The sequence below is a fragment of the Rhodococcus sp. C3V genome (genome assembly GCF_029269915.1).
GTDB lineage: Bacteria > Actinomycetota > Actinomycetes > Mycobacteriales > Mycobacteriaceae > Rhodococcus_F > Rhodococcus_F qingshengii.
In genome coordinates, this window is record NZ_JARJBE010000002.1 from 654810 (window position 1) to 674011 (window position 19202).

At 62.7% G+C, this 19202-nt stretch carries 17 protein-coding genes and 1 riboswitch; of the genes, 9 read left to right on the plus strand and 8 right to left on the minus strand.

Translation table 11 applies throughout. The annotated features are described in order from the left end of the window. Window positions 1-8: 8 nt before the first annotated feature. Genes iolB through P3G66_RS08120 form a run of 6 tightly spaced genes read left to right on the plus strand, consistent with a single transcriptional unit; the run spans window position 9 to window position 7293 of the window. A complete protein-coding gene (gene iolB / locus P3G66_RS08095; protein WP_007727367.1) occupies window positions 9-881 on the plus strand; it encodes a 5-deoxy-glucuronate isomerase in 873 nt (290 codons plus the stop codon). 14 nt (window positions 882-895) lie between these two features. Beyond that, window positions 896-2851 carry a 3D-(3,5/4)-trihydroxycyclohexane-1,2-dione acylhydrolase (decyclizing) gene (gene iolD, locus P3G66_RS08100; protein ID WP_007727369.1) on the plus strand — a complete coding sequence of 652 codons (1956 nt, stop codon included), beginning with the start codon at window positions 896-898 and terminating at the stop codon, window positions 2849-2851. A 52-nt stretch (window positions 2852-2903) separates the two neighbouring features. Then, complete coding sequence (locus tag P3G66_RS08105) at window positions 2904-3809, plus strand: sugar phosphate isomerase/epimerase (RefSeq protein WP_007727370.1); 906 nt, start codon at window positions 2904-2906, stop codon at window positions 3807-3809. A gap of 26 nt (window positions 3810-3835) precedes the next feature. Continuing rightward, window positions 3836-4876: a Gfo/Idh/MocA family oxidoreductase gene (locus tag P3G66_RS08110; protein WP_007727372.1), complete on the plus strand. Its 1041-nt coding sequence runs from the start codon at window positions 3836-3838 to the stop codon at window positions 4874-4876. Window positions 4877-4878: 2 nt separating this feature from the next. After that, the gene (locus P3G66_RS08115) at window positions 4879-5763 is read left to right on the plus strand and encodes a sugar phosphate isomerase/epimerase family protein (RefSeq protein ID WP_276116373.1); all 885 of its coding nucleotides are present in this window, start codon (window positions 4879-4881) and stop codon (window positions 5761-5763) included. Window positions 5764-5787: 24 nt separating this feature from the next. After that, on the plus strand, window positions 5788-7293 hold the full coding sequence (locus tag P3G66_RS08120; protein WP_003941032.1) for a CoA-acylating methylmalonate-semialdehyde dehydrogenase: 1506 nt from the start codon (window positions 5788-5790) through the stop codon (window positions 7291-7293). A gap of 62 nt (window positions 7294-7355) precedes the next feature. On the opposite strand, the gene P3G66_RS08125 is transcribed toward P3G66_RS08120, so the two are convergent. Beyond that, window positions 7356-7928 (minus strand): dihydrofolate reductase family protein, encoded by a 573-nt coding sequence (locus P3G66_RS08125; protein WP_007727376.1) that lies wholly within the window; start codon window positions 7926-7928, stop codon window positions 7356-7358. Window positions 7929-8126: 198 nt separating this feature from the next. On the opposite strand from P3G66_RS08125, the gene P3G66_RS08130 reads away from it, so the two are divergent. Further along, window positions 8127-9440: a D-alanyl-D-alanine carboxypeptidase family protein gene (locus P3G66_RS08130; protein WP_082920581.1), complete on the plus strand. Its 1314-nt coding sequence runs from the start codon at window positions 8127-8129 to the stop codon at window positions 9438-9440. On the opposite strand, the gene yhjD is transcribed toward P3G66_RS08130, so the two are convergent. From yhjD to P3G66_RS08165, 7 genes are all read right to left on the minus strand, one after another. Continuing rightward, window positions 9437-10471, minus strand: a complete 1035-nt coding sequence (gene yhjD, locus P3G66_RS08135; protein ID WP_007727380.1) for an inner membrane protein YhjD — start codon at window positions 10469-10471, stop codon at window positions 9437-9439. The genes P3G66_RS08130 and yhjD overlap by 4 nt on opposite strands. A gap of 51 nt (window positions 10472-10522) precedes the next feature. Continuing rightward, window positions 10523-11557, minus strand: coding sequence for a tryptophan--tRNA ligase (trpS, locus tag P3G66_RS08140; protein WP_003941025.1), 1035 nt, complete (start codon window positions 11555-11557; stop codon window positions 10523-10525). A gap of 26 nt (window positions 11558-11583) precedes the next feature. Further along, on the minus strand, window positions 11584-12078 hold the full coding sequence (locus tag P3G66_RS08145; RefSeq protein WP_276116374.1) for a barstar family protein: 495 nt from the start codon (window positions 12076-12078) through the stop codon (window positions 11584-11586). After that, window positions 12078-12596: a ribonuclease domain-containing protein gene (locus P3G66_RS08150; RefSeq protein WP_276116375.1), complete on the minus strand. Its 519-nt coding sequence runs from the start codon at window positions 12594-12596 to the stop codon at window positions 12078-12080. Before P3G66_RS08150 ends, P3G66_RS08145 begins: the two co-directional genes overlap by 1 nt. A gap of 26 nt (window positions 12597-12622) precedes the next feature. Then, window positions 12623-13468, minus strand: a complete 846-nt coding sequence (locus P3G66_RS08155; RefSeq protein WP_020969128.1) for an exodeoxyribonuclease III — start codon at window positions 13466-13468, stop codon at window positions 12623-12625. Between the two features lie 36 nt (window positions 13469-13504). Continuing rightward, window positions 13505-14644 (minus strand): MFS transporter, encoded by a 1140-nt coding sequence (locus P3G66_RS08160; protein WP_003941030.1) that lies wholly within the window; start codon window positions 14642-14644, stop codon window positions 13505-13507. Between the two features lie 199 nt (window positions 14645-14843). Then, window positions 14844-16067 carry an NADP-dependent isocitrate dehydrogenase gene (locus P3G66_RS08165; RefSeq protein WP_003940772.1) on the minus strand — a complete coding sequence of 408 codons (1224 nt, stop codon included), beginning with the start codon at window positions 16065-16067 and terminating at the stop codon, window positions 14844-14846. A gap of 305 nt (window positions 16068-16372) precedes the next feature. Then, a riboswitch (SAM riboswitch) is annotated at window positions 16373-16513 on the plus strand. Between the two features lie 143 nt (window positions 16514-16656). On the opposite strand from P3G66_RS08165, the gene P3G66_RS08170 reads away from it, so the two are divergent. Continuing rightward, window positions 16657-17982 carry a bifunctional o-acetylhomoserine/o-acetylserine sulfhydrylase gene (locus P3G66_RS08170; protein ID WP_007727392.1) on the plus strand — a complete coding sequence of 442 codons (1326 nt, stop codon included), beginning with the start codon at window positions 16657-16659 and terminating at the stop codon, window positions 17980-17982. Next, on the plus strand, window positions 17979-19115 hold the full coding sequence (locus P3G66_RS08175; protein WP_007727395.1) for a homoserine O-acetyltransferase: 1137 nt from the start codon (window positions 17979-17981) through the stop codon (window positions 19113-19115). The genes P3G66_RS08170 and P3G66_RS08175 overlap by 4 nt, the downstream gene beginning before the upstream one ends. Window positions 19116-19202 lie beyond the last annotated feature (87 nt).

Genomic DNA, 19202 nt, shown 5'->3' on the forward strand with positions numbered 1-19202 from the left:
GGAGCAAGATGTTCAGCAAGTACTACGTCCCCGCCGGATCGTCCGCCGACGGTGATTTCACGACAGTGGTCACGCCGGAGTCCGCCGGGTGGACCGAATCCAGCTTGTGGACACTCGAACTCGCCCCTGGCGCTGACGTCCACCTGCAGTCCGGCGAGAACGAGATCATCGTCGTTCCACTGGCGGGTTCGGCCGTGGTTGTTGCCGAGGGGACGGAGATTCCCCTGACCGGCCGCGCATCGGTTTTCGACGGTCCGAGCGATTTCGCGTACGTCGGTCGCGACGCCGACTACTCGGTCAGCAGCACGGGCGGAGGCCGCTTCGCCCTGTGCGGAGCGCGCGCCGGCGCCAAGCTCCCCCATCGCTACGGTCCGGCTTCAGGAGTTGCGGTCGAGCTCCGCGGCGCCGGGAACTGCAGCCGACAGGTTCACAACTTCGCCACTGCAGACACCTTCGAGGCCGACTCCATCATCGCGTGTGAGGTCATCACCCCCGGCGGGAACTGGTCGTCGTATCCCAGCCACAAACACGACGAGAACAGCGACGTCGAATCGGCCCTGGAAGAGATCTACTACTTCGAGATCGACAGAAGCCCCACCGGGACCGAAGGTTTCGGCTACCACCGCGTGTACGGAACCGCCGAGAGACCTATCGAGGTGCTCGAGGAAGTCCGCTCGGGCGACGTCGTCCTCGTGCCGCACGGCTATCACGGCCCGTCCATCGCAGCGCCGGGCCACCACATGTACTACCTCAATGTCATGGCAGGTTCGGGCGAGATCCGGGCGTGGAACATCTGTGACGATCCGCAACACACCTGGCTACGTGGAAGCTGGGATCACCAGGACATCGACCCTCGACTGCCGTTGCAGTCCCACAACTGACGGAAGTGAAAGCTGTGGCACCCACCAACAACGCAACCGGCAATCGTCCACCTCGCGACGAGCCGACCGTATACCTGACCGTTTCTCAAGCTGTCGTCCGCTTCCTCGCCAACCAGTACACCGAACGCGACGGCCAGCGCACCAAGCTGTTCGCCGGCTGCTTCGGAATCTTCGGGCACGGCAACGTCGCCGGACTGGGGCAGGCACTCTTGCAGGCCGAGATCCAGGATCTCGACGCCGGCCGTGAGCCGACACTCCCCTACGTGCTCGGCCGCAATGAACAGGCGATGGTGCACTCGGCTGTCGCGCACGCCCGCATGAAGGACCGCCTGCAGACGTGGGCGGTCTCGTCCAGCGTCGGCCCCGGTGCCACCAATATGGTCACCGGCGCGGCACTGGCCACCATCAATCGTCTACCTGTATTACTCCTTCCCGCAGACACTTTCGCGACCCGCGCCAGTGCCCCCGTCTTACAGGAACTCGAACTCCCGTCGAGCGGCGACGTCACAGTCAACGACGCTTTCAAACCCGTCTCACGATACTTCGATCGGGTATGGCGCCCGGAGCAGTTGCCGAGCGCTCTGCTCGCCGGGATGCGCGTTCTCACTGATCCCGTCGAGACCGGCGCGGTCACCATCGCCATCCCGCAGGACGTGCAGGCCGAGGCTTTCGACTGGCCCGAGTCCTTCTTCGCCGAACGGGTGTGGCACGTGGCCCGCCCGCTCCCCGAACGATCGGTGATCGAACGCGCCGCCGCGATCATCCGCTCGGCTCGCAAGCCACTGATCGTCGCCGGCGGCGGCGTGATCTACAGCCAGGCCACCGACTCTCTGGCAGCGTTCTGCGCGCAGACCGGAATCCCCGTGGGGCAGAGCCAGGCCGGCAAGGGTTCATTGGTCTACGACCATCCACAATCCGTCGGGGCGGTGGGGTCCACCGGCACTACGGCTGCAAACGCACTGGCCACCGAGGCTGACGTCGTCATCGGAATCGGTACGCGGTACAGCGATTTCACGAGCGCGTCCCGCACCGCGTTCACCAATCCCGACGTTCGCTTCGTCAACATCAACGTCGCATCACTGGACTCCGTGAAGCAGGGCGGAGTCAGCGTTGTCGCCGACGCACGTGAGGCACTCGACGCGCTGGCACTTGCACTGAACGACTACCGGGTGGACGACGAATATGCGTCCAGGATCGGTGACCTCGCTCGCGATTGGGATGCGATCGTCGAATCCGTCTACAACCCAGCCGAACCCGCTGCCGACGGGTCACTGAATCAGAATCAGGTGATCGGCCTGGTCAACACACTGTCCGATCCACGTGACGTCGTGGTGTGCGCTGCCGGGTCCATGCCGGGTGACCTCCACAAGCTGTGGCGAACCCGTGATTCCAAGGGGTATCACGTCGAATACGGGTACTCGTGCATGGGATACGAAGTTGCCGGCGGTCTAGGCGTCCGCATGGCGTGCCCCGATCGCGACGTGTTCGTGATGGTCGGAGACGGTTCCTATCTGATGATGGCCACCGAATTGGTCACCGCCGTACAGGAACGCCTCAAGGTCATCGTCGTCCTGGTGCAGAATCACGGATTTGCCTCCATCGGTTCACTGTCCGAGTCGCTGGGTTCCCAGCGCTTCGGCACGCAGTACCGCTACCGCTCGAATGACGGACGTCTCGACGGAGGGGTTCTCCCGGTCGATCTGGCCGCGAACGCTGCCAGCCTCGGTGTCGACGTCATCCGCGCCAACACCGCTGCCGAGTTCGCCGACGCGATCAAGGTTGCCAAAGCAAGCGACACCAGCACCGTCATCCACGTCGAAACCGATCCGCTGATCGGCGCCCCGGACAGCGAATCCTGGTGGGATGTACCGGTATCGGCCACCTCCGAACTGGAGTCCACCAAGAAGGCACGGACAACTTACGAGTCCTGGAAGAAGATCCAGCGACCGTACCTCCGTCCATCCGAATGAAAATTCCGCACAACCACACCCCATAAAGCTTGCCCGCGAAAGGAATCTAGACATGAGCGCGATTCGCGTCGGATCAGCCCCCGACTCCTGGGGCGTGTGGTTTCCGGACGATCCACAGCAGACCCCTTACACACGATTCCTCGACGAGGTATCCGCGTCGGGATACGAATGGATCGAACTCGGCCCGTTCGGATACCTTCCGACCGATCCAGCCAAGTTGACGGACGAACTCGGCGCCCGCGGCCTGAAGCTTTCGGCCGGTACCGTTTTCGAACACCTGCACCAGGACGATTCCTGGGATGCCGTCTGGAATCAGATCAAGGACGTCGCCAAGTTGACCGCAGCCGTCGGCGGCAAGCACGTGGTGGTCATCCCTGAGATGTGGCGCGACCCTTCCACCGGAGCGGTACTCGAAGACCGCAATCTGACGCCCGAGCAGTGGCGTAAGAAAACCGACGGCATGAACGCTCTCGGGAAGGCAATGCTCGAGGAGTACGGCGTCATGGCGCAGTACCATCCTCATGCCGACAGTCACGTCGACATCGAAGACAACGTCTACAAGTTCCTCGAAGGGACCGACGAGCGTTTCGTGAATCTGTGTCTCGACACCGGCCACATCAGCTACTGCGGCGGCGACAATCTCGCAATTATCAACAAACATCCGGAGCGCATCGGGTACCTACACCTCAAACAGGTGGATCCGGCGATAGTCGCCAAGGTTGAGGCGGAGGACCTGCCGTTCGGTGAGGCCGTCAAACTCGGTGCCATGATCGAACCGCCGCGCGGAATCCCCGACATGCCGCCGCTTCTGGAGGCCATCGAGAAGCTCGGCATCGACGTGTTCGCGATCGTCGAGCAGGACATGTATCCCTGCCATCCCGACACACCGCTGCCCATCGCAGCGCGCACTCAGAAATACCTGTCCACCTGTGGCGTCCCCGCCGTCCGTTTCAACTGAGCAACACAATCGAGGAGTACCACCGCATGTCTGACAACCAGGATCTCCGGATCGCAGTGCTCGGCGTCGGCATCATGGGGGCCGATCACGTCGACCGCATCACCAACAAAATCGGCGGTGCCCGCGTCACCGTCGTCAACGACTACTCTCTCGCCCGCGCCGAGGAAATCGCAGCACTGACGCCAGGGGCGCGCGTCGTCGTCGATCCGTTCGATGCCATCGCAGCCGAGGACGTCGACGCCGTTGTTCTCGCAACCCCGGGCCCGACCCATGAGAAGCAGGTTCTTGCCTGCCTCGAAGCGGGCAAGCCTGTTCTCTGCGAAAAGCCGCTGACCACCGACGCGGACAGTTCGCTCACGATCGTCAAAGCCGAAGCAGCGCTGGGAAAAAGACTGATCCAGGTTGGTTTCATGCGCCGGTTCGACCACGAATACACCCAGCTCAAGGATTTGATCGACAGCGGCGATCTCGGTCGCCCTCTCGTTGTGCACTGCGCTCACCGCAATCCTGCGGTTCCGAACGGCTTCGACAGCGCGATGATCGTCAAGGACTCACTCGTCCACGAGGTCGACGTGACACGATTCCTGCTCGACGAAGAGATCACCTCAGTGCAGATCATCCGACCGGCCGCGAATTCGCTTGCTCCCGAGGGCATTCAAGACCCACAGATCGCGATATTCGAGACCGAGTCCGGCAGACACGTCGACGCCGAGGTGTTTGTCACCACCGGAGTTGCCTACGAGGTGCGCACCGAAGTTGTCGGCGAACTCGGAAGCGCGATGATCGGACTCGACGTGGGACTGATCCGAAAGACCAAGCCCGGCAACTGGGGTGGGCAGATCACCCCAGGATTCCGCGAACGCTTCGGGCAGGCCTACGACACCGAGTTCGCCCGGTGGATCAAGGCAGTGAAGACGGGCGCCGGCACCGGCAACTACATCGACGGACCAGGTGCTTGGGACGGGTACGCCGCGGCCGCTGTCTGCGCCGCCGGTGTGAAGTCTCTGGAGACGGGTCAGCGCGTCGTCGTGGACATGGTTGCGCGCGACTCTGTGGCCGGAGCTTAGCGATGAAGGTCGCACTCGACCCCACACCTTTCCATCACGATTACTCACTACTCGAGCTACCTCAGGTTGTTGCCGATCTCGGGTACGAGTACCTGCAGCTCACACCGCACGTCGACATGATCCCGTTCTTCAATCACCCGAAAGCCGACGACGCGCTCGTCACCGAGTTCCGGAAGGCCTGCGCGAGTGCGGGAGTCGGCATCGCGTCGGTGCTCCCGGTCCTTCGGTGGTCCGGCCCGGACGAGGACGCTCGCGAAGCAGCCGTGCGCTACTGGAAGCGGGCCATCCAGATCACGGTCGATCTCGGTGTCAACGTCATGAACACCGAATTCTCCGGCCGCCCCGAAAAGGCCGAAGAGTCCGAGCGTGCGTTCTATCGTTCGATGGAGGAACTGGTTCCGATCATCGAACGCGAGGGAATCGACGTCCTGATCGACCCCCACCCGGACGATTTTGTCGAAGACGGACTAGCCGCGATCCGCACGATCCGTGGTGTGAACTCCAAGAACCTCGGCATGGTGATCGTGGCGTGCCACCAATTCCACATGGGTGGGGACCTTCCCGCCATCATGGAGGCCGCCGGCGACATGGTCCGACTCGTTCACGTGGCGGACACCATGGATCATCACCGTTCCCACGGACTGCGCTACATCACCAACCCGCCAGGCAATGCCGTTCGAGTGCATCAGCATCTCAAAATCGGTGACGGAGACGTCAACTGGGACGAATTCTTCGGCGGTCTCGGCAAACTCGGCTTCTACGAACGTGAGAACGCCGTGGTGGTGTCGAGCGTCTTCGCCGAGAACGAAAACGCGCACGAGGTTTCCCGGTACCAGCGCGAGACGATGAACGACTACGTCGCCAAGTACACCTCCCCGAACTCCTGAGTCACCAGACCACTAGGAAATACCATGACCAGCACTGATACTCGTGTCATCGCGCACTGGCTGGACGGCAAGCCGTTCGCCGGAACGTCCGAGGACACCGCCACCGTCACCAACCCCGCCACCGGACAGATCACCGGCCGACTGGCCCTGGCGAACCTCGAGGACGCCCGCGCTGTCATCGACGCGGCTGCGGCGGCCTTCCCCGCCTGGCGTGACACCTCACTGGCCCGGCGCACACAGGTACTGTTCAGCTTCCGCGAACTCCTCAACGCTCGCAAAGGTGAACTCGCCGAGATCATCACAGCCGAGCACGGCAAGGTTCTCTCCGACGCCCTCGGCGAAATCAGCCGCGGGCAGGAAGTTGTCGAATTCGCTTGCGGAATACCGCATCTCCTCAAGGGCGGATACACCGAGAATGCATCGACCAAGGTCGACGTCTACTCCATCCGCCAACCCCTCGGCCCCGTCGGCATCATCTCGCCCTTCAACTTTCCCGCGATGGTCCCCATGTGGTTCTTCCCGGTCGCCATTGCCGCCGGGAACACCGTGATTCTCAAGCCCTCGGAGAAGGACCCCACCGCGGCGATCTGGCTCGCCGAACTCTGGGCCGAAGCCGGTCTGCCCCCCGGCGTCTTCAACGTCCTCCAAGGTGACAAGCTCGCCGTCGACGAACTTCTGGAAAACAAAGCAGTCAAAGCGATTTCGTTTGTCGGATCCACCCCCATTGCCCAGTACGTCTATGCCACCGGCACCGCCAACGGCAAACGCGTGCAAGCACTCGGCGGCGCCAAGAACCACGCCATCGTTCTGCCGGACGCCGACCTCGACCTCGCCGCCGACGCAATGGTCAACGCGGGATTCGGCTCCGCGGGCGAACGATGCATGGCGATCTCCGCCCTGGTCGCAGTCGGCGACATCGCCGACGAACTGGTTGCCAAGATCGTCGAACGCACCACTCCCCTCGTCACCGGTGACGGCACCAAGAACTCCGACATGGGTCCGCTCGTCACCAAGGCCCATCGCGACAAAGTCGCGTCCTATGTCGATGCCGGCGAGAAGGACGGTGCCACGATCGTGGTCGACGGACGCACAGTTCAGGCCGACGGTGGACCGGACGGCTTCTGGCTCGGGCCCACCCTCATCGACCACGTCACCACCGACATGTCGATCTACACCGACGAAATCTTCGGACCTGTCCTGTCCGTCGTGCGTGTCGATACCTACGACCAAGCCCTCGAACTGATCAACAACAACCCGTACGGAAACGGCACCGCCATCTTCACCAACGACGGCGGCGCTGCCCGACGCTTCCAGAACGAGGTGGAGGTCGGAATGATCGGCATCAACGTCCCCATCCCGGTTCCCATGGCCTACTACAGCTTCGGCGGCTGGAAGAACAGCCTCTTCGGTGACACCCACGCTCACGGGACAGAAGGTGTTCATTTCTTCACGCGAGGTAAAGCCGTCACCAGTCGCTGGCTCGACCCCAGCCACGGCGGAATCAACCTCGGATTCCCCGAGAACAGTTAGCCGGCAAGACATCTGTGGCCGAGGCTCTCGAAGAGTCTCGGCCACAGATGTTTTCGAGAGGTCTACGTGACCGTGGGGTGGTACGTCAGTACTTGAACTCCGGATTCGTACCGACGATCGTCCTTCAACTCGAGGACGATCTTGTCGGCCGATTCGGGGAACACTCTCCCGCCGGACCCGAGAATGACCGGGAAGACCATCAGACGAAGCTCGTCGACCAGACCGGCCAGCAACAACGCGTGGACGAGCGTCCGACTTCCCGCGACCAGGATTTCGCCGTCGATCTGCTCCTTCAGCTTCGGAACGGCTTCCTCGATGGGACCGTCGAGTGCCGTCGAGTTGTTCCATTCGAGCGGTTCGGTCGAACTCGTGACGACGTACTTGGGCATCTCGTTCATCTTGTCCGCAAAGCCTTGGTCGTCTTCGCGCTCGGGCCAGGCACCGGCGAAGCTCTCATAGGTCCGCCGCCCGAGTAGAAGGACGTCCGCGGCGAGGGTTTCGTCGAGTTTGAACTTCATCTGATCGCCCTCCTGGTACGGAAAGACCCATCCAGTGTGCGCATAACCCGGTTCGCCACCGGGAGCTTCCATCACCATGTCCAAAGACACGAATTCTGTCACCACGATCTTGCCCATACCGATCCCCTGTCGTCAGTGCGTGTGCGCCATTCGAGTAGCCGACTACCCCACTGTTACAGACTCTGCGTGGTGGTGGAACTCATCGGCGGCGATCGTCGACTATGACCGATGTACAAACCGAATCGCCTGTTTTCGATCCCTCTGCTTGCGTGGCGATTCGGACGTTCCCTCAGGTTCGCATACCCTCGTATATCGATGATGTGGCGTCGAAAGTGTGCAGTGGCAGTTGCCGGAACAGTGCTCTCAGGGAGCATTGCGTTTACCGGTGTCGTCGGGACCTCGGGAGTGGCCGGCGCCCAACCGGCCCCGCCGCCGCCCACCACCACCACCGAAGCGCCGTTCACAACACCCAACACCGACAGCTGCCCGTTCACGAGTAGCCCGGCACCGGCGATCGATCTCTCCGAAGCACCCGCGCCCGGATCCACAGCCCCGACTGCTGTCCCGATTCCGGAAAGCCCCGTCGGTGGAGACAAGCTCGGCGAGTGCGGTGTTGTGCTCCCTGACGGCGCTCCCCCGCTCCCGGCCGACATCGCGGCATCAGGATGGGTACTCGCGGACGCCGAAACCGGCGAGGTCCTCGCCGCCAAAGATCCGCACGGTCGCTACCGCCCCGCCAGCACCATCAAGATGCTCTTGGCTCTTGTCGCGCTCGACGAACTCGATCTCGACACCGAAATCACCGCAACGGCCGAAGACGCGGACGCTGAAGGTAGCGCTGTCGGCATCGGCAAGGGCGGCAAGTACACCAACCGGCAACTGATGCAGGGTCTGGTCATGGCGTCGGGAAACGATGCCGCGCATGCTCTTGCCCGCCAACTCGGCGGTGACGCTGCAGCCGTGTCGAAAATGAACGCGCTCGCGGCCGAACTCGGCGCCCTCGACACTCGCACGGCAACTCCATCCGGACTCGACGGCCCGGGGATGAGCAGCTCGCCGTACGACCTGGCCGTGATTTTCCATACCGCCCTGCAGAATCCGACGTTTGCCGGTCTGATCCATACCGAGACCGTCGAATTTCCCGGCTTCCCCAAGGATCCGACGATTCCCGACGATCAGGACCGCCCCGGATTCACTCTCGCCAACGACAATCAGCTGCTCTACAACTACGACGGCGCATTGGGCGGCAAGACCGGCTTCACCGACGACGCCCGCCACACGTATGTGGGTGGCGCGGAGCGTAACGGCCGGAAACTACTGGTGACATTGATGGGCGGCGAAGCCAAGCCGATCCGTCCGTGGGAACAAGCTGCCCGTCTACTCGACTACGGATATGCACTCCCCGCGAGCACAACCGTCGGCTCGTTGACGGACCGATCCACCGACGATTCCAGTCCCGATGTCACTCGCACACCGTCTGCCGCTGCACCAGGCTCGATCTCGGCAGCACCCACCGCTACCGACGCCGAATCCGACACCACTGACCGCATCCTCATCGGTGCTGTCGGTGGAGTAGTGGTGATCGCGCTGGTGGCGGGAGCCGTTGCCCTCAACCGTCGGAGGCGCTAGCGCGGCCGACGACGCATGAAGCCCGAAAGACCCAGGCCGGCAACCGCACCCGTGGCGATCAGCGCAGCCACGCGAGACGGTGAAGCACCGTCACTGACAACGATTCGCGGCGAGATCACGGCGGGATCCGGCGGCGGAACGAACGCCAGGGCCATACTTTCCTTGGTCGTCGCCGCCCACGCCGTGCAGAACAGCAGCATCCGTGACGCCGTGAACACGAACACGAGCAAACCGATGATCGGACCGAATGCCACGCCCGCTGGTCCGTTGGTGACGGCAGCGAGGTAGATCGCACCCACCTGCTTGAAGATCTCGAACACAATCGCGGCGATAACCGCTGCCTGCGCAGCGCTACGCAGCGTGACAGGCTCGCGCGGCAGCCGGGCGATCACCCACAGGAACACCGCCCACGTCGCCAGGAGTGAGAGCAACAGTGAAACAACTCTGAGCCCCACGCCGACACCGGTGATGTTCTCGAGGTTGAGCCATTTCACGATCTGAGTCGCAACCGGCCCACTGCTCAGCGCCGACATTCCCAGTGAGACGACCATGGCGAGAGCCAGACCGACGAGGGCCCCTGCGTCACCAAGTTTGGTACGTACGAACCCCTTGGGCTCGCGCTTGCTCTCCCACATCGCCGTCAGCGCGTCGCGAACATTTGCCATCCAACCGAGACCCGCGTACGCAGCACCCAGGAGGCCGAAGATTCCGACGCTCGCGCGCGAGTCGATGGCCGAATCGATCAGCGTGTTGATGGTGTCACCCAAGCTGCCCGGAATGCTCTTGGTGATCTGCTCCTGAATCGACTCCAGGTACTCGGGATGCCCGGCCAATACGAAACCGGCCACTGCAAACGCGACCATCATGATCGGAATCAACGCGAGAACGCTGAAGTACGTGATACCAGCAGCGTAATAGTCGCCTTTTTGCTCTTGAAACCGTCCGGCCGCGCGAACCAGATGATCGAGCCAGGGTCGCGCTGCCCGTTGCTTCTCGAGAAAGCTCGGTGCGTCGTCGTCCGTGTCAGCCATTGCCGTCCCCCTCATGTTCGGTCAGGCGTCGTGAGTCCGAATTCGCGTAAGTCAGCCCTTCGGTGCCAGGAATCCGACCTTGTCATAGACAGCGGCGAGAGTGCGTGAAGACACCTCACGGGCGCGGTGCGCTCCGGCCGCGATGATGCGATCCAGCTCTGCCTCGTCGGCAAGGTAACCGTCGACCTTCGCCTTGAGTGGGGTGACGAACTCGGTCAGCACGTCAGCGGTATCGGTCTTGAGGTCGCCGTACCCCTTGCCCTCGTAACCGGCCACCAGAGTCTCGATCGGTACTCCCGAGAGAGCCGACTGAATGGTGAGCAGGTTGCTGACGCCCGGCTTGGCCTGCGGGTCGAAACGAATCTCGCGCTCGTTGTCGGTGACGGCCGACTTGATCTTCTTCGCCGACACCTTCGGGTCGTCGAGCAGATTGATCAGTCCGGCCGCACTGGCAGCGGACTTGCTCATCTTCGCGGTTGGATCCTGCAGGTCGTAGATCTTTGCCGTGCCCTTGATGATCTGCGGCTCGGGAACGACGAACGCCTTGCCGTAGCGGGTGTTGAACCGGCCGGCCAGATCGCGTGCGAGTTCGAGGTGCTGACGCTGATCCTCACCCACGGGGACTCGCTGCGGGCGGTACAGAAGGATGTCCGCGGCCATCAGAACCGGATACGTGAACAAGCCGACACTGGCGTTGTCGCTGCCTTGCTTGGCGGACTTGTCCTTGAACTGCGTCATACGGCTGGCTTCACCGAAACCGGTGATGCAGTTCAGGACCCACGCCAACTGTGCGTGCTCGGGAACCTGACTCTGCACGAACAGCGTCGCCCGATCCGGATCGATCCCCACCGCAAGGAGCTGAGCGACCGCAACCTTGGTGCGACGACGCAATTCCTTCGGGTCCTGCGTCACCGTGATGGCGTGAAGATCCGGAATGAAGTAGAAAGCGTCGAAATCGTCCTGCAACGGAACCCACTGCTGCAGCGCACCCAGGTAGTTGCCGAGGTGGAAAGAATCCGACGTCGGCTGGATTCCGGAAAGCACGCGAGGCTTTGCGGTGGGCTTCTGTTCTGCAGGGGTCGACATGGTTCCGATCTTTTCACGAGTGGAAATCAGTGCAGTGGCGTGGTGCCCGGGTAGTCGAGTTCGACGAGGTCTTCACCGTGTGCGGTGAGGTCCTCCGCACCGAACTGGTAGGCGGTCCGGAAAACGACGGGTTCCCATTCTTCGGCGTAGAAGTCCATCGTTTCGCGGAACCACTCCAACTGATCCTGTTGCTCGGACAGTAGAGAACCCGCACCTCGAACCACAACTACATATCCGGCGCCGAGTCCGAGGACGTCGTCGAGATCGCGCATGACATCGTCGAAAGCGTCTTTGTTTCGCCCGAAGTGGGACGGAAACTGGAAGGCTGCCGCGAACTCGTCGAAGACCTGCGCCGTTGTCCGCATGTTCTCGCCGCGAACCACCCGAACGACAAAATTCTCGCCACGGAGTTCACGTGCAAGATCATCTGCGACGGCCGGGTCGCTCTGCAGGGCCACCGAAGCCACATCCGAAGACGGATCCAGCCACTGCGCCACGCTGACCGGAGACGAGTCGGACATCAGCGAATCCTCACAAACGTGTCGTAGTGATCGAGGGTGTACCACGCCGAACCGTCGTTGCCGGTGACGATTCGCTCGGCGTCGCGTCCTTGGCCGTTCTTCTTCGCGTTGACGTCCCATTCCTGATAGACGACACGTCCGCCACCGGCACCGACAGCGGGTAGACGTCCTTCGCTGTTGCGGAAGGTGATGCCGCCCTTGGTGCCCGGCGCATTGGCGGAATCCGGCCACCTCCCGGCGTCGATCTCGACCAGCGTGGCGAGCACTCGTGCCGGCGCATCGGTGCTTGTCTGCTGCGTTGGCTTGGCAGCGGAATTCGAGGGCGCGGAACTCGACGGCGCAGCCTTGGTGGTGACGCCAGGCTTGGCTTGAACACTCGAGGACTGAACGCTCGAGGACTTCGTCACCGACGACGCCGAACTGTCGGAGTCACGTGAAGAAAGGGTGACCGCCAGTACGAGCGCAACCACCGCCACCACGACGGTGATGATGGCGTTGCACGTCTTTGCGCTCGGCATTTTCAGACCTTCAGACATACGCGTCTCTATCGGTACGAGACGGTGACAGGCGCATGATCCGACCAACGGAGGTCGTAGGACTCAGCGCGTTCCACGAGCGCGACCTTGGCCCGCTCGGCGTATCCGCGAGTGGCAACCTGGTAATCGATACGCCAACCCGAATCGTTGTCGAATGCCTTTCCGCGGTAAGACCACCACGAGTACGGGCCGTCGACACCCGGATGGAGGGTGCGGAAGACGTCCACCCACGCGGAATCTTCGGCGAACAGCAGATCCATCCAGGCGCGCTCCTCGGGGAGGAATCCCGAGGACTTCTTGTTGGTCTTCCAGTTCTTGAGGTCGAGTTCGGTGTGCGCGATGTTCCAATCGCCGCTGACCACCACGTGACGATCGGCAGCCTCGGCCGCTGCAGCGGTGGAGGCGAGGTGAACTGCGAAGGATGCCATGAACCGCTCCTTCTCCTCCTGCTTCGGCGTGAGCGCCTCACCGGAGGGCAGGTACAGGCTCGCGACGGTCAGATCGGCGAAGTCGGCTTCGATGTATCGACCGGCGTCGAGAAACTCGTCGTCCCCGTGACCGATCCGCACCGCGTCAGGTTCCGTGCGTGAGAGCACCGCGACTCCGTTGCGTCCCTTCGCGGACGGCTCGGCGGAGACCAGGAACCATCCGTTGCCGAGTGCCGGCTCGAGGGTCTCGCGAAGCTGGTCGTCCGACGCACGCGTTTCCTGAAGGCAGATGAAATCCGCCGACGTCTTCTCCAGCCAGTCGAGCATGCCCTTGCGGGCAGCTGCTCGAACGCCGTTGACGTTCACGGACGTGATGGTGTGGGGCGCAAGAATGTGGGAGTCAGCAGTTTGTGGCACGGCAAGCACCGTAGCCGATTCCACCGACGCGGATGGGCGCCCAGGTCAGCGCGCGGCCCTACGCTGCAGAATCACCGCCACCGCCAGCACGACGAGACCCGCGACGGCCAGCAACGACCCCACCGCTGCCGGCGCGGTGTACCCGTAACCGGCTGCGATGACGACGCCGCCGATCCACGCTCCGAAGGCGTTGGCGATGTTGAGTGCGGCGTGATTGAGAGACGCGGCCAAGGTCTGAGCATCCTCGGCGACATCCATCAACCGTGTCTGGAGGCCAGGCACCATCGACGACCCGGCGAGCCCGATGAGGAAGACGAAGACGAGCGCCGTGTACGGATTGCGCACGGCGATAACGAAGATCGCGAGGATGACCACGAGGGATCCCATCGACAGGAACAAGCCCTTCATCAGTGCGCGATCCGCGAGGTATCCACCGACGAAGTTGCCGGCCACCATGCCCAGTCCGTACAGCATGAGTGCGAGGGGAATGAACGAAGCGCCAAGCCCGGACACGTCGGTGAGAGTCGTACTGATGTAGGTGTAGACGGCAAACATCCCGCCGAATCCGACCATGCCCACGATCAGGGTCATCCACACCTGAACGCGGCCCAGTGCCCCGAGTTCGGTGATCGGATTCGTCACCGGCATGCCGTCCAAACGCGGAATCCAGACGAAGAGCGAAGCAACGGTTGCCACTCCGATCACGGCGACCAAGGCGAAGGCGCTGCGCCAGCCGAGTGCCTGGCCGATCCAGGCCGCGACCGGTACCCCGATCACGTTGGCCACGGAAAGACCCATCATCACCATGGCGACGGCCTTCGCGCGTTTTCCCGGTTCGGCCAGGTGAGCTGCGACCAGTGCGGCGACTCCGAAATACGCGCCGTGCGGCAATCCGGCGACGAAGCGGGCCATCATCAGCGTCGTGTACGAGGGCGCGAAAACCGAGGCGGCATTGCCGACGGTGAACGCGACCATGAGTGCGATCAACAGGGTGCGGCGCGGTACTCGTGCGGTGAGTGCAGCGATCAGCGGAGCGCCGACGACAACCCCGAGCGCGTACGCCGAGATCACGTGACCCGCGACGGGTTCCGAGACACCGAGTCCGGATGCCATTTCCGGGAGCAACCCCATGGCGACGAACTCGGTTGTGCCGATACCGAAACCGCCGAGAGCGAGAGCGAGCATCGCCGGACCTCTGGCGGAACGAACCCCGGGTGTCGAGGTGTCAGAACGGGAGAGGGTAGACGAAGTCACTGATCAATTGTGGTCTCACACCTGGTTGAACTTCCAAGTGAGAGCGGGTGAGTTCACTCACGTGAGACCGCGAACACAAATGGGACGCCTGGTTTCCCAGACGTCCCATTTGACAGGTGAAGCGGTGAATCTACTTCGCGGCCATGGCCTTCTGCAGGTTCACGTCGAGTGCGCCGAGGAACTCCTCGGTGGTCAGGTAGCCCTGATCGCCGCCGACCAGCATCGAGAGGTCCTTGGTCATCTGGCCGCTTTCGACGGTCTTGATGACAACGTCTTCGAGCGCCTGCGCGAAGCCGATGACCTCAGGGGTGCTGTCGAGTTTGCCACGATGCTCGAGCCCGCGGGTCCACGCGAAGATGGACGCGATCGGGTTGGTCGAGGTGGGCTTGCCCTGCTGGTGCTGACGGTAGTGACGCGTCACGGTGCCGTGAGCAGCCTCTGCCTCACAGGTCTTTCCGTCCGGTGTCAGCAGAACCGACGTCATGAGGCCGAGCGAGCCGAAGCCCTGGGCCACGGTGTCGGACTGGACGTCGCCGTCGTAGTTCTTGCATGCCCAGACGTATCCGCCCTCCCACTTGAGTGCGGAAGCGACCATGTCGTCGATGAGGCGGTGCTCGTAGGTCAGACCTGCAGCATCGAACTCAGCCTTGAACTCGGTCTCGTAGACGTGCTGGAAGATGTCCTTGAAGGCACCGTCGTACGCCTTGAGAATGGTGTTCTTGGTGGACAGGTACACCGGGTAGTTCTGCTGCAGTCCGTAGGTGAGCGACGCGCGAGCGAAGTCACGGATGGACGTGGTGAAGTTGTACTGCCCCTGGACGACGCCGCCCTCTTCGGGGAAGTTGACCAGTTCGTGCTCGATCGGTGCGCTGCCGTCCTCAGGCGTGTAGGTGATCATCACCTTGCCGGGGCCGGGGACCTTGAAGTCTGTGGCGCGGTACTGGTCGCCGAATGCGTGACGGCCGATGATGATCGGCTTGGTCCAGCCCGGAACGAGTCGCGGAACGTTGGAGATGATGATCGGTGCGCGGAAGATCGTGCCGCCGAGAATGTTGCGGATCGTTCCGTTCGGGGAACGCCACATCTTCTTGAGACCGAATTCCTCGACACGTGCCTCGTCCGGCGTGATCGTGGCGCATTTGACGCCGACGCCGTGCTTCTGGATCGCGTGCGCTGCGTCGATGGTGACCTGGTCGTCGGTCTCGTCGCGGTACTCGATACCGAGGTCGTAGTACTCGAGGTTCACATCGAGATACGGATGGATCAACTTGTCTTTGATGAACTGCCAGATAATGCGCGTCATCTCATCGCCGTCGAGTTCGACGACGGTGCCCTCAACCTTGATTTTGGACATGGGTGCTTCGCGTCCTCCTAGGAAGTTTCCCTGGTTACACGGTTGCGGTCACACTTTGTGAGTGGGTCCGCGAACGGTTCGATTATCAAACCTAGACGGTGTGGACTGATCTCGGGAGATGAGTCCCAAACAAGACAAGCGTACTGCTAACCCGTGAGGCCGCAACCGGCAGGTCCACTCATCGGTCTCTACTCGCGAGTAACTTTTGCCTGCTAGTGGGCTGCGTCGCTCTGCCTCGCGTGCGGTTGCGGCTCACATTTCGCCCCGTGTCAGGACTGCGCTCACTTCCCGGTAGAATCCGACTTGGTCATGAGTGCCAGCGTCAAGCCCCGGCTCGCTGGACGGCAACCCTCCAACCGCGGTGGGGTGCCCCGGGTGATGACCAGGTTTCCCGACGTGGATCTGCTCGCGCAGTTCCACCGCAATTCGGGTGACAAGCGCGGGTCCGACAGGGACGGACCCCAGACCGGGCCGAGCCCCACGGAGGTATTTCAGTATGTGTCGCACTTGTAGATAGACCCCAGCACGGGGCGGCGATCATTCGCCCCCGTCCGACATCTATCCGTCAGACCACTGGAGTGAACAAATCATGACCGACAACACAGCCGACGCCGCAGCAACTTCGGATCCGACCGCGAACTGGTCGTTCGAGACCAAGCAGGTGCACGCCGGACAAACAGCGGACACCGCCACCAACGCGCGCGCTCTGCCGATCTACCAGACCACCAGCTACGTCTTCGACAGCACCGATCACGCTGCGGCACTGTTCGGCCTCGCCGAGCCGGGCAACATCTACACGCGGATCATGAATCCCACACAGGACGCCGTCGAGCAGCGCATCGCTGCCCTCGAAGGCGGAGTCGCCGCACTCCTCCTCTCCTCGGGTCAGGCCGCCGAGACCATCGCGATCCTCAACATCGCCGAGGCCGGCGACCACATCGTCTCCAGCCCGTACCTGTACGGCGGCACGTACAACCTCCTGCATTACACCCTTCGTAAGCTGGGCATCGAAGTCACGTTCGTCGAGGATCCCGACAATCTCGAGCAGTGGCGCGAAGCCATTCGCCCGAACACGAAGGCGTTCTACGGCGAAACGATCGCCAATCCGAAGAACCACATCCTCGACCTACCCGGTATCTCGTCACTGGCCCACGAGAACGGTCTTCCGTTGATCGTGGACAACACAGTCGCGACGCCGTACCTGCTTCGCCCACTCGAACACGGCGCCGACATCGTCGTTCACTCCGCCACCAAATACCTTGGTGGACACGGCACCGCGATCGCCGGCGTCATCGTCGACGGTGGCACTTTCGACTGGACGCAGGGTCGCCACACGAACTTCACGACGCCTGATCCCAGCTACCACGGCGTCACCTTCGCGGACCTCGGCGCGCCGGCGTTCGCACTCAAGGCCCGCGTCCAACTGCTGCGCGATCTCGGTTCCGCCGTGGCGCCGTTCAACGCGTTCCTCATCGCGCAGGGTATCGAAACCTTGAGCCTGCGCATCGAGCGCCACGTATCCAATGCACAGAAGGTCGCCGAATTCCTCGACGGTCACGTCGAGGTGGCCTCCGTTTCCTACGCGGGACTTCCCTCCTCGCCATGGTTCGAACGTGGAAAGCAGCTGACGCCCAAGGGAACCGGCGCCATCGTCACCTTCGAGCTGCCCGGCGGTATCGATGCGGGCAAGACGTTCGTCAACGCCCTGACGCTGCACAGCCACGTCGCCAACATCGGTGACGTTCGCTCACTCGTCATCCACCCCGCGTCGACGACACACTCGCAGCTCACCCCCGAAGAGCAGCTCGCCTCCGGTGTCACACCCGGGCTCGTCCGCCTCGCGGTCGGCATCGAAGGAATCGACGACATCCTCGCCGATCTCACCGTCGGCCTGGCAGCGGTGGCAAACTCGTGACCGTGAACGAATTGGAGCCCAGGATCGACCTCCTGCCCCCACCCGACGGCCAGGTGGGGTTCGTCGACATCGGTGCCTTGGAACTCGAGAGCGGCGCGGTGCTCCCATCGGTTTCGCTCGCCGTTCAGCGGTGGGGTGAGCTTTCCCCGAACCGCGACAACGTCGTACTCGTCGAGCACGCACTGACCGGAGACTCACACGTCACCGGACCGATCTCCGCGAATCAGCCCTCCCCCGGCTGGTGGAACGGGATGGTCGGCCCCGGCGAACCGATCGACACCGGCGAATGGTGCGTCATCGCAACCAATGTCCTCGGTGGTTGTCGCGGCACGACCGGTCCCAGTTCGCCGGCCGACGACGGCAAGCCGTGGGGCAGCAGGTTCCCGGAGATCTCCATCCGGGATCAGATCGCGGCGGAGAAGAAGCTCGTCGATCTCCTCGGGATCGACCAGTTGGCCTCGGTAGTCGGCGGATCCATGGGGGGCATGCGCACCCTCGAATGGGCAGTTACCTACCCGGACGGCATTCGCTCCGCGTTGGTTCTCGCAACCGGTTCACGGGCCACTGCAGATCAGATCGGCACCCAGACGACGCAGATCGCTGCCATCGTCTCCGATCCGGATTGGCAGGGCGGTGACTACCACGGAACGGGGCGGGCACCTCGCACCGGACTCGGCATCGCCCGTCGCATCGCGCACCTGACGTACCGCACCGAGTCCGAACTGGACGCGCGCTTCGAGAACTCCGCTCAGAACGACGAAAATCCTTGGAACGGTGGACGATACGCCGTACAGAGTTACCTGGAACATCAGGCAGACAAGCTGGTCGACCGCTTCGACCCGAGCACGTACGTCCTCCTGACCGAGGCCATGAACCGGCACGACATCGGTCGTGGACGCGGCGGTGTTGCGGCGGCGTTGGCATCGATCACGGCACCGGTCGTGGTGGGCGGCGTCGACTCGGATCGGCTGTATCCCCTTCGCTTGCAGGAGGAGATCGCCGACGGAATTTCCACGTGCAGCGGCCTCGAGATTCTCAAGTCCAAGGACGGCCACGACGGCTTCCTGACGGAGGCGGACGCCGTCGCCGGACTGCTTCGCCGAACGATGGAGTTCGCACGTACGGCTCGCTGATTCGGCACAGAGCCACGTTTTCAGGATTCGTCAATGTCGGGAAAACCACAGCTGATCTGCGGGTTTTCCCGACATTCTCATTGGCGA

What these genes read in the sequence shown, in the direction of transcription:
- iolB (WP_007727367.1), top strand. Translation starts at nt 9, where the DNA reads ATGTTCAGCAAGTACTACGTCCCCGCCGGATCGTCCGCCGACGGTGAT.
- P3G66_RS08105 (WP_007727370.1), top strand. Translation starts at nt 2,904, where the DNA reads ATGAGCGCGATTCGCGTCGGATCAGCCCCCGACTCCTGGGGCGTGTGG.
- P3G66_RS08110 (WP_007727372.1), top strand. Translation starts at nt 3,836, where the DNA reads ATGTCTGACAACCAGGATCTCCGGATCGCAGTGCTCGGCGTCGGCATC.
- P3G66_RS08115 (WP_276116373.1), top strand. Translation starts at nt 4,879, where the DNA reads ATGAAGGTCGCACTCGACCCCACACCTTTCCATCACGATTACTCACTA.
- P3G66_RS08120 (WP_003941032.1), top strand. Translation starts at nt 5,788, where the DNA reads ATGACCAGCACTGATACTCGTGTCATCGCGCACTGGCTGGACGGCAAG.
- P3G66_RS08125 (WP_007727376.1), bottom strand. Translation starts at nt 7,928, where the DNA reads ATGGGCAAGATCGTGGTGACAGAATTCGTGTCTTTGGACATGGTGATG.
- P3G66_RS08130 (WP_082920581.1), top strand. Translation starts at nt 8,127, where the DNA reads ATGATGTGGCGTCGAAAGTGTGCAGTGGCAGTTGCCGGAACAGTGCTC.
- yhjD (WP_007727380.1), bottom strand. Translation starts at nt 10,471, where the DNA reads ATGGCTGACACGGACGACGACGCACCGAGCTTTCTCGAGAAGCAACGG.
- trpS (WP_003941025.1), bottom strand. Translation starts at nt 11,557, where the DNA reads ATGTCGACCCCTGCAGAACAGAAGCCCACCGCAAAGCCTCGCGTGCTT.
- P3G66_RS08145 (WP_276116374.1), bottom strand. Translation starts at nt 12,078, where the DNA reads ATGTCCGACTCGTCTCCGGTCAGCGTGGCGCAGTGGCTGGATCCGTCT.
- P3G66_RS08150 (WP_276116375.1), bottom strand. Translation starts at nt 12,596, where the DNA reads ATGCCGAGCGCAAAGACGTGCAACGCCATCATCACCGTCGTGGTGGCG.
- P3G66_RS08160 (WP_003941030.1), bottom strand. Translation starts at nt 14,644, where the DNA reads ATGCTCGCTCTCGCTCTCGGCGGTTTCGGTATCGGCACAACCGAGTTC.
- P3G66_RS08165 (WP_003940772.1), bottom strand. Translation starts at nt 16,067, where the DNA reads ATGTCCAAAATCAAGGTTGAGGGCACCGTCGTCGAACTCGACGGCGAT.
- P3G66_RS08170 (WP_007727392.1), top strand. Translation starts at nt 16,657, where the DNA reads ATGACCGACAACACAGCCGACGCCGCAGCAACTTCGGATCCGACCGCG.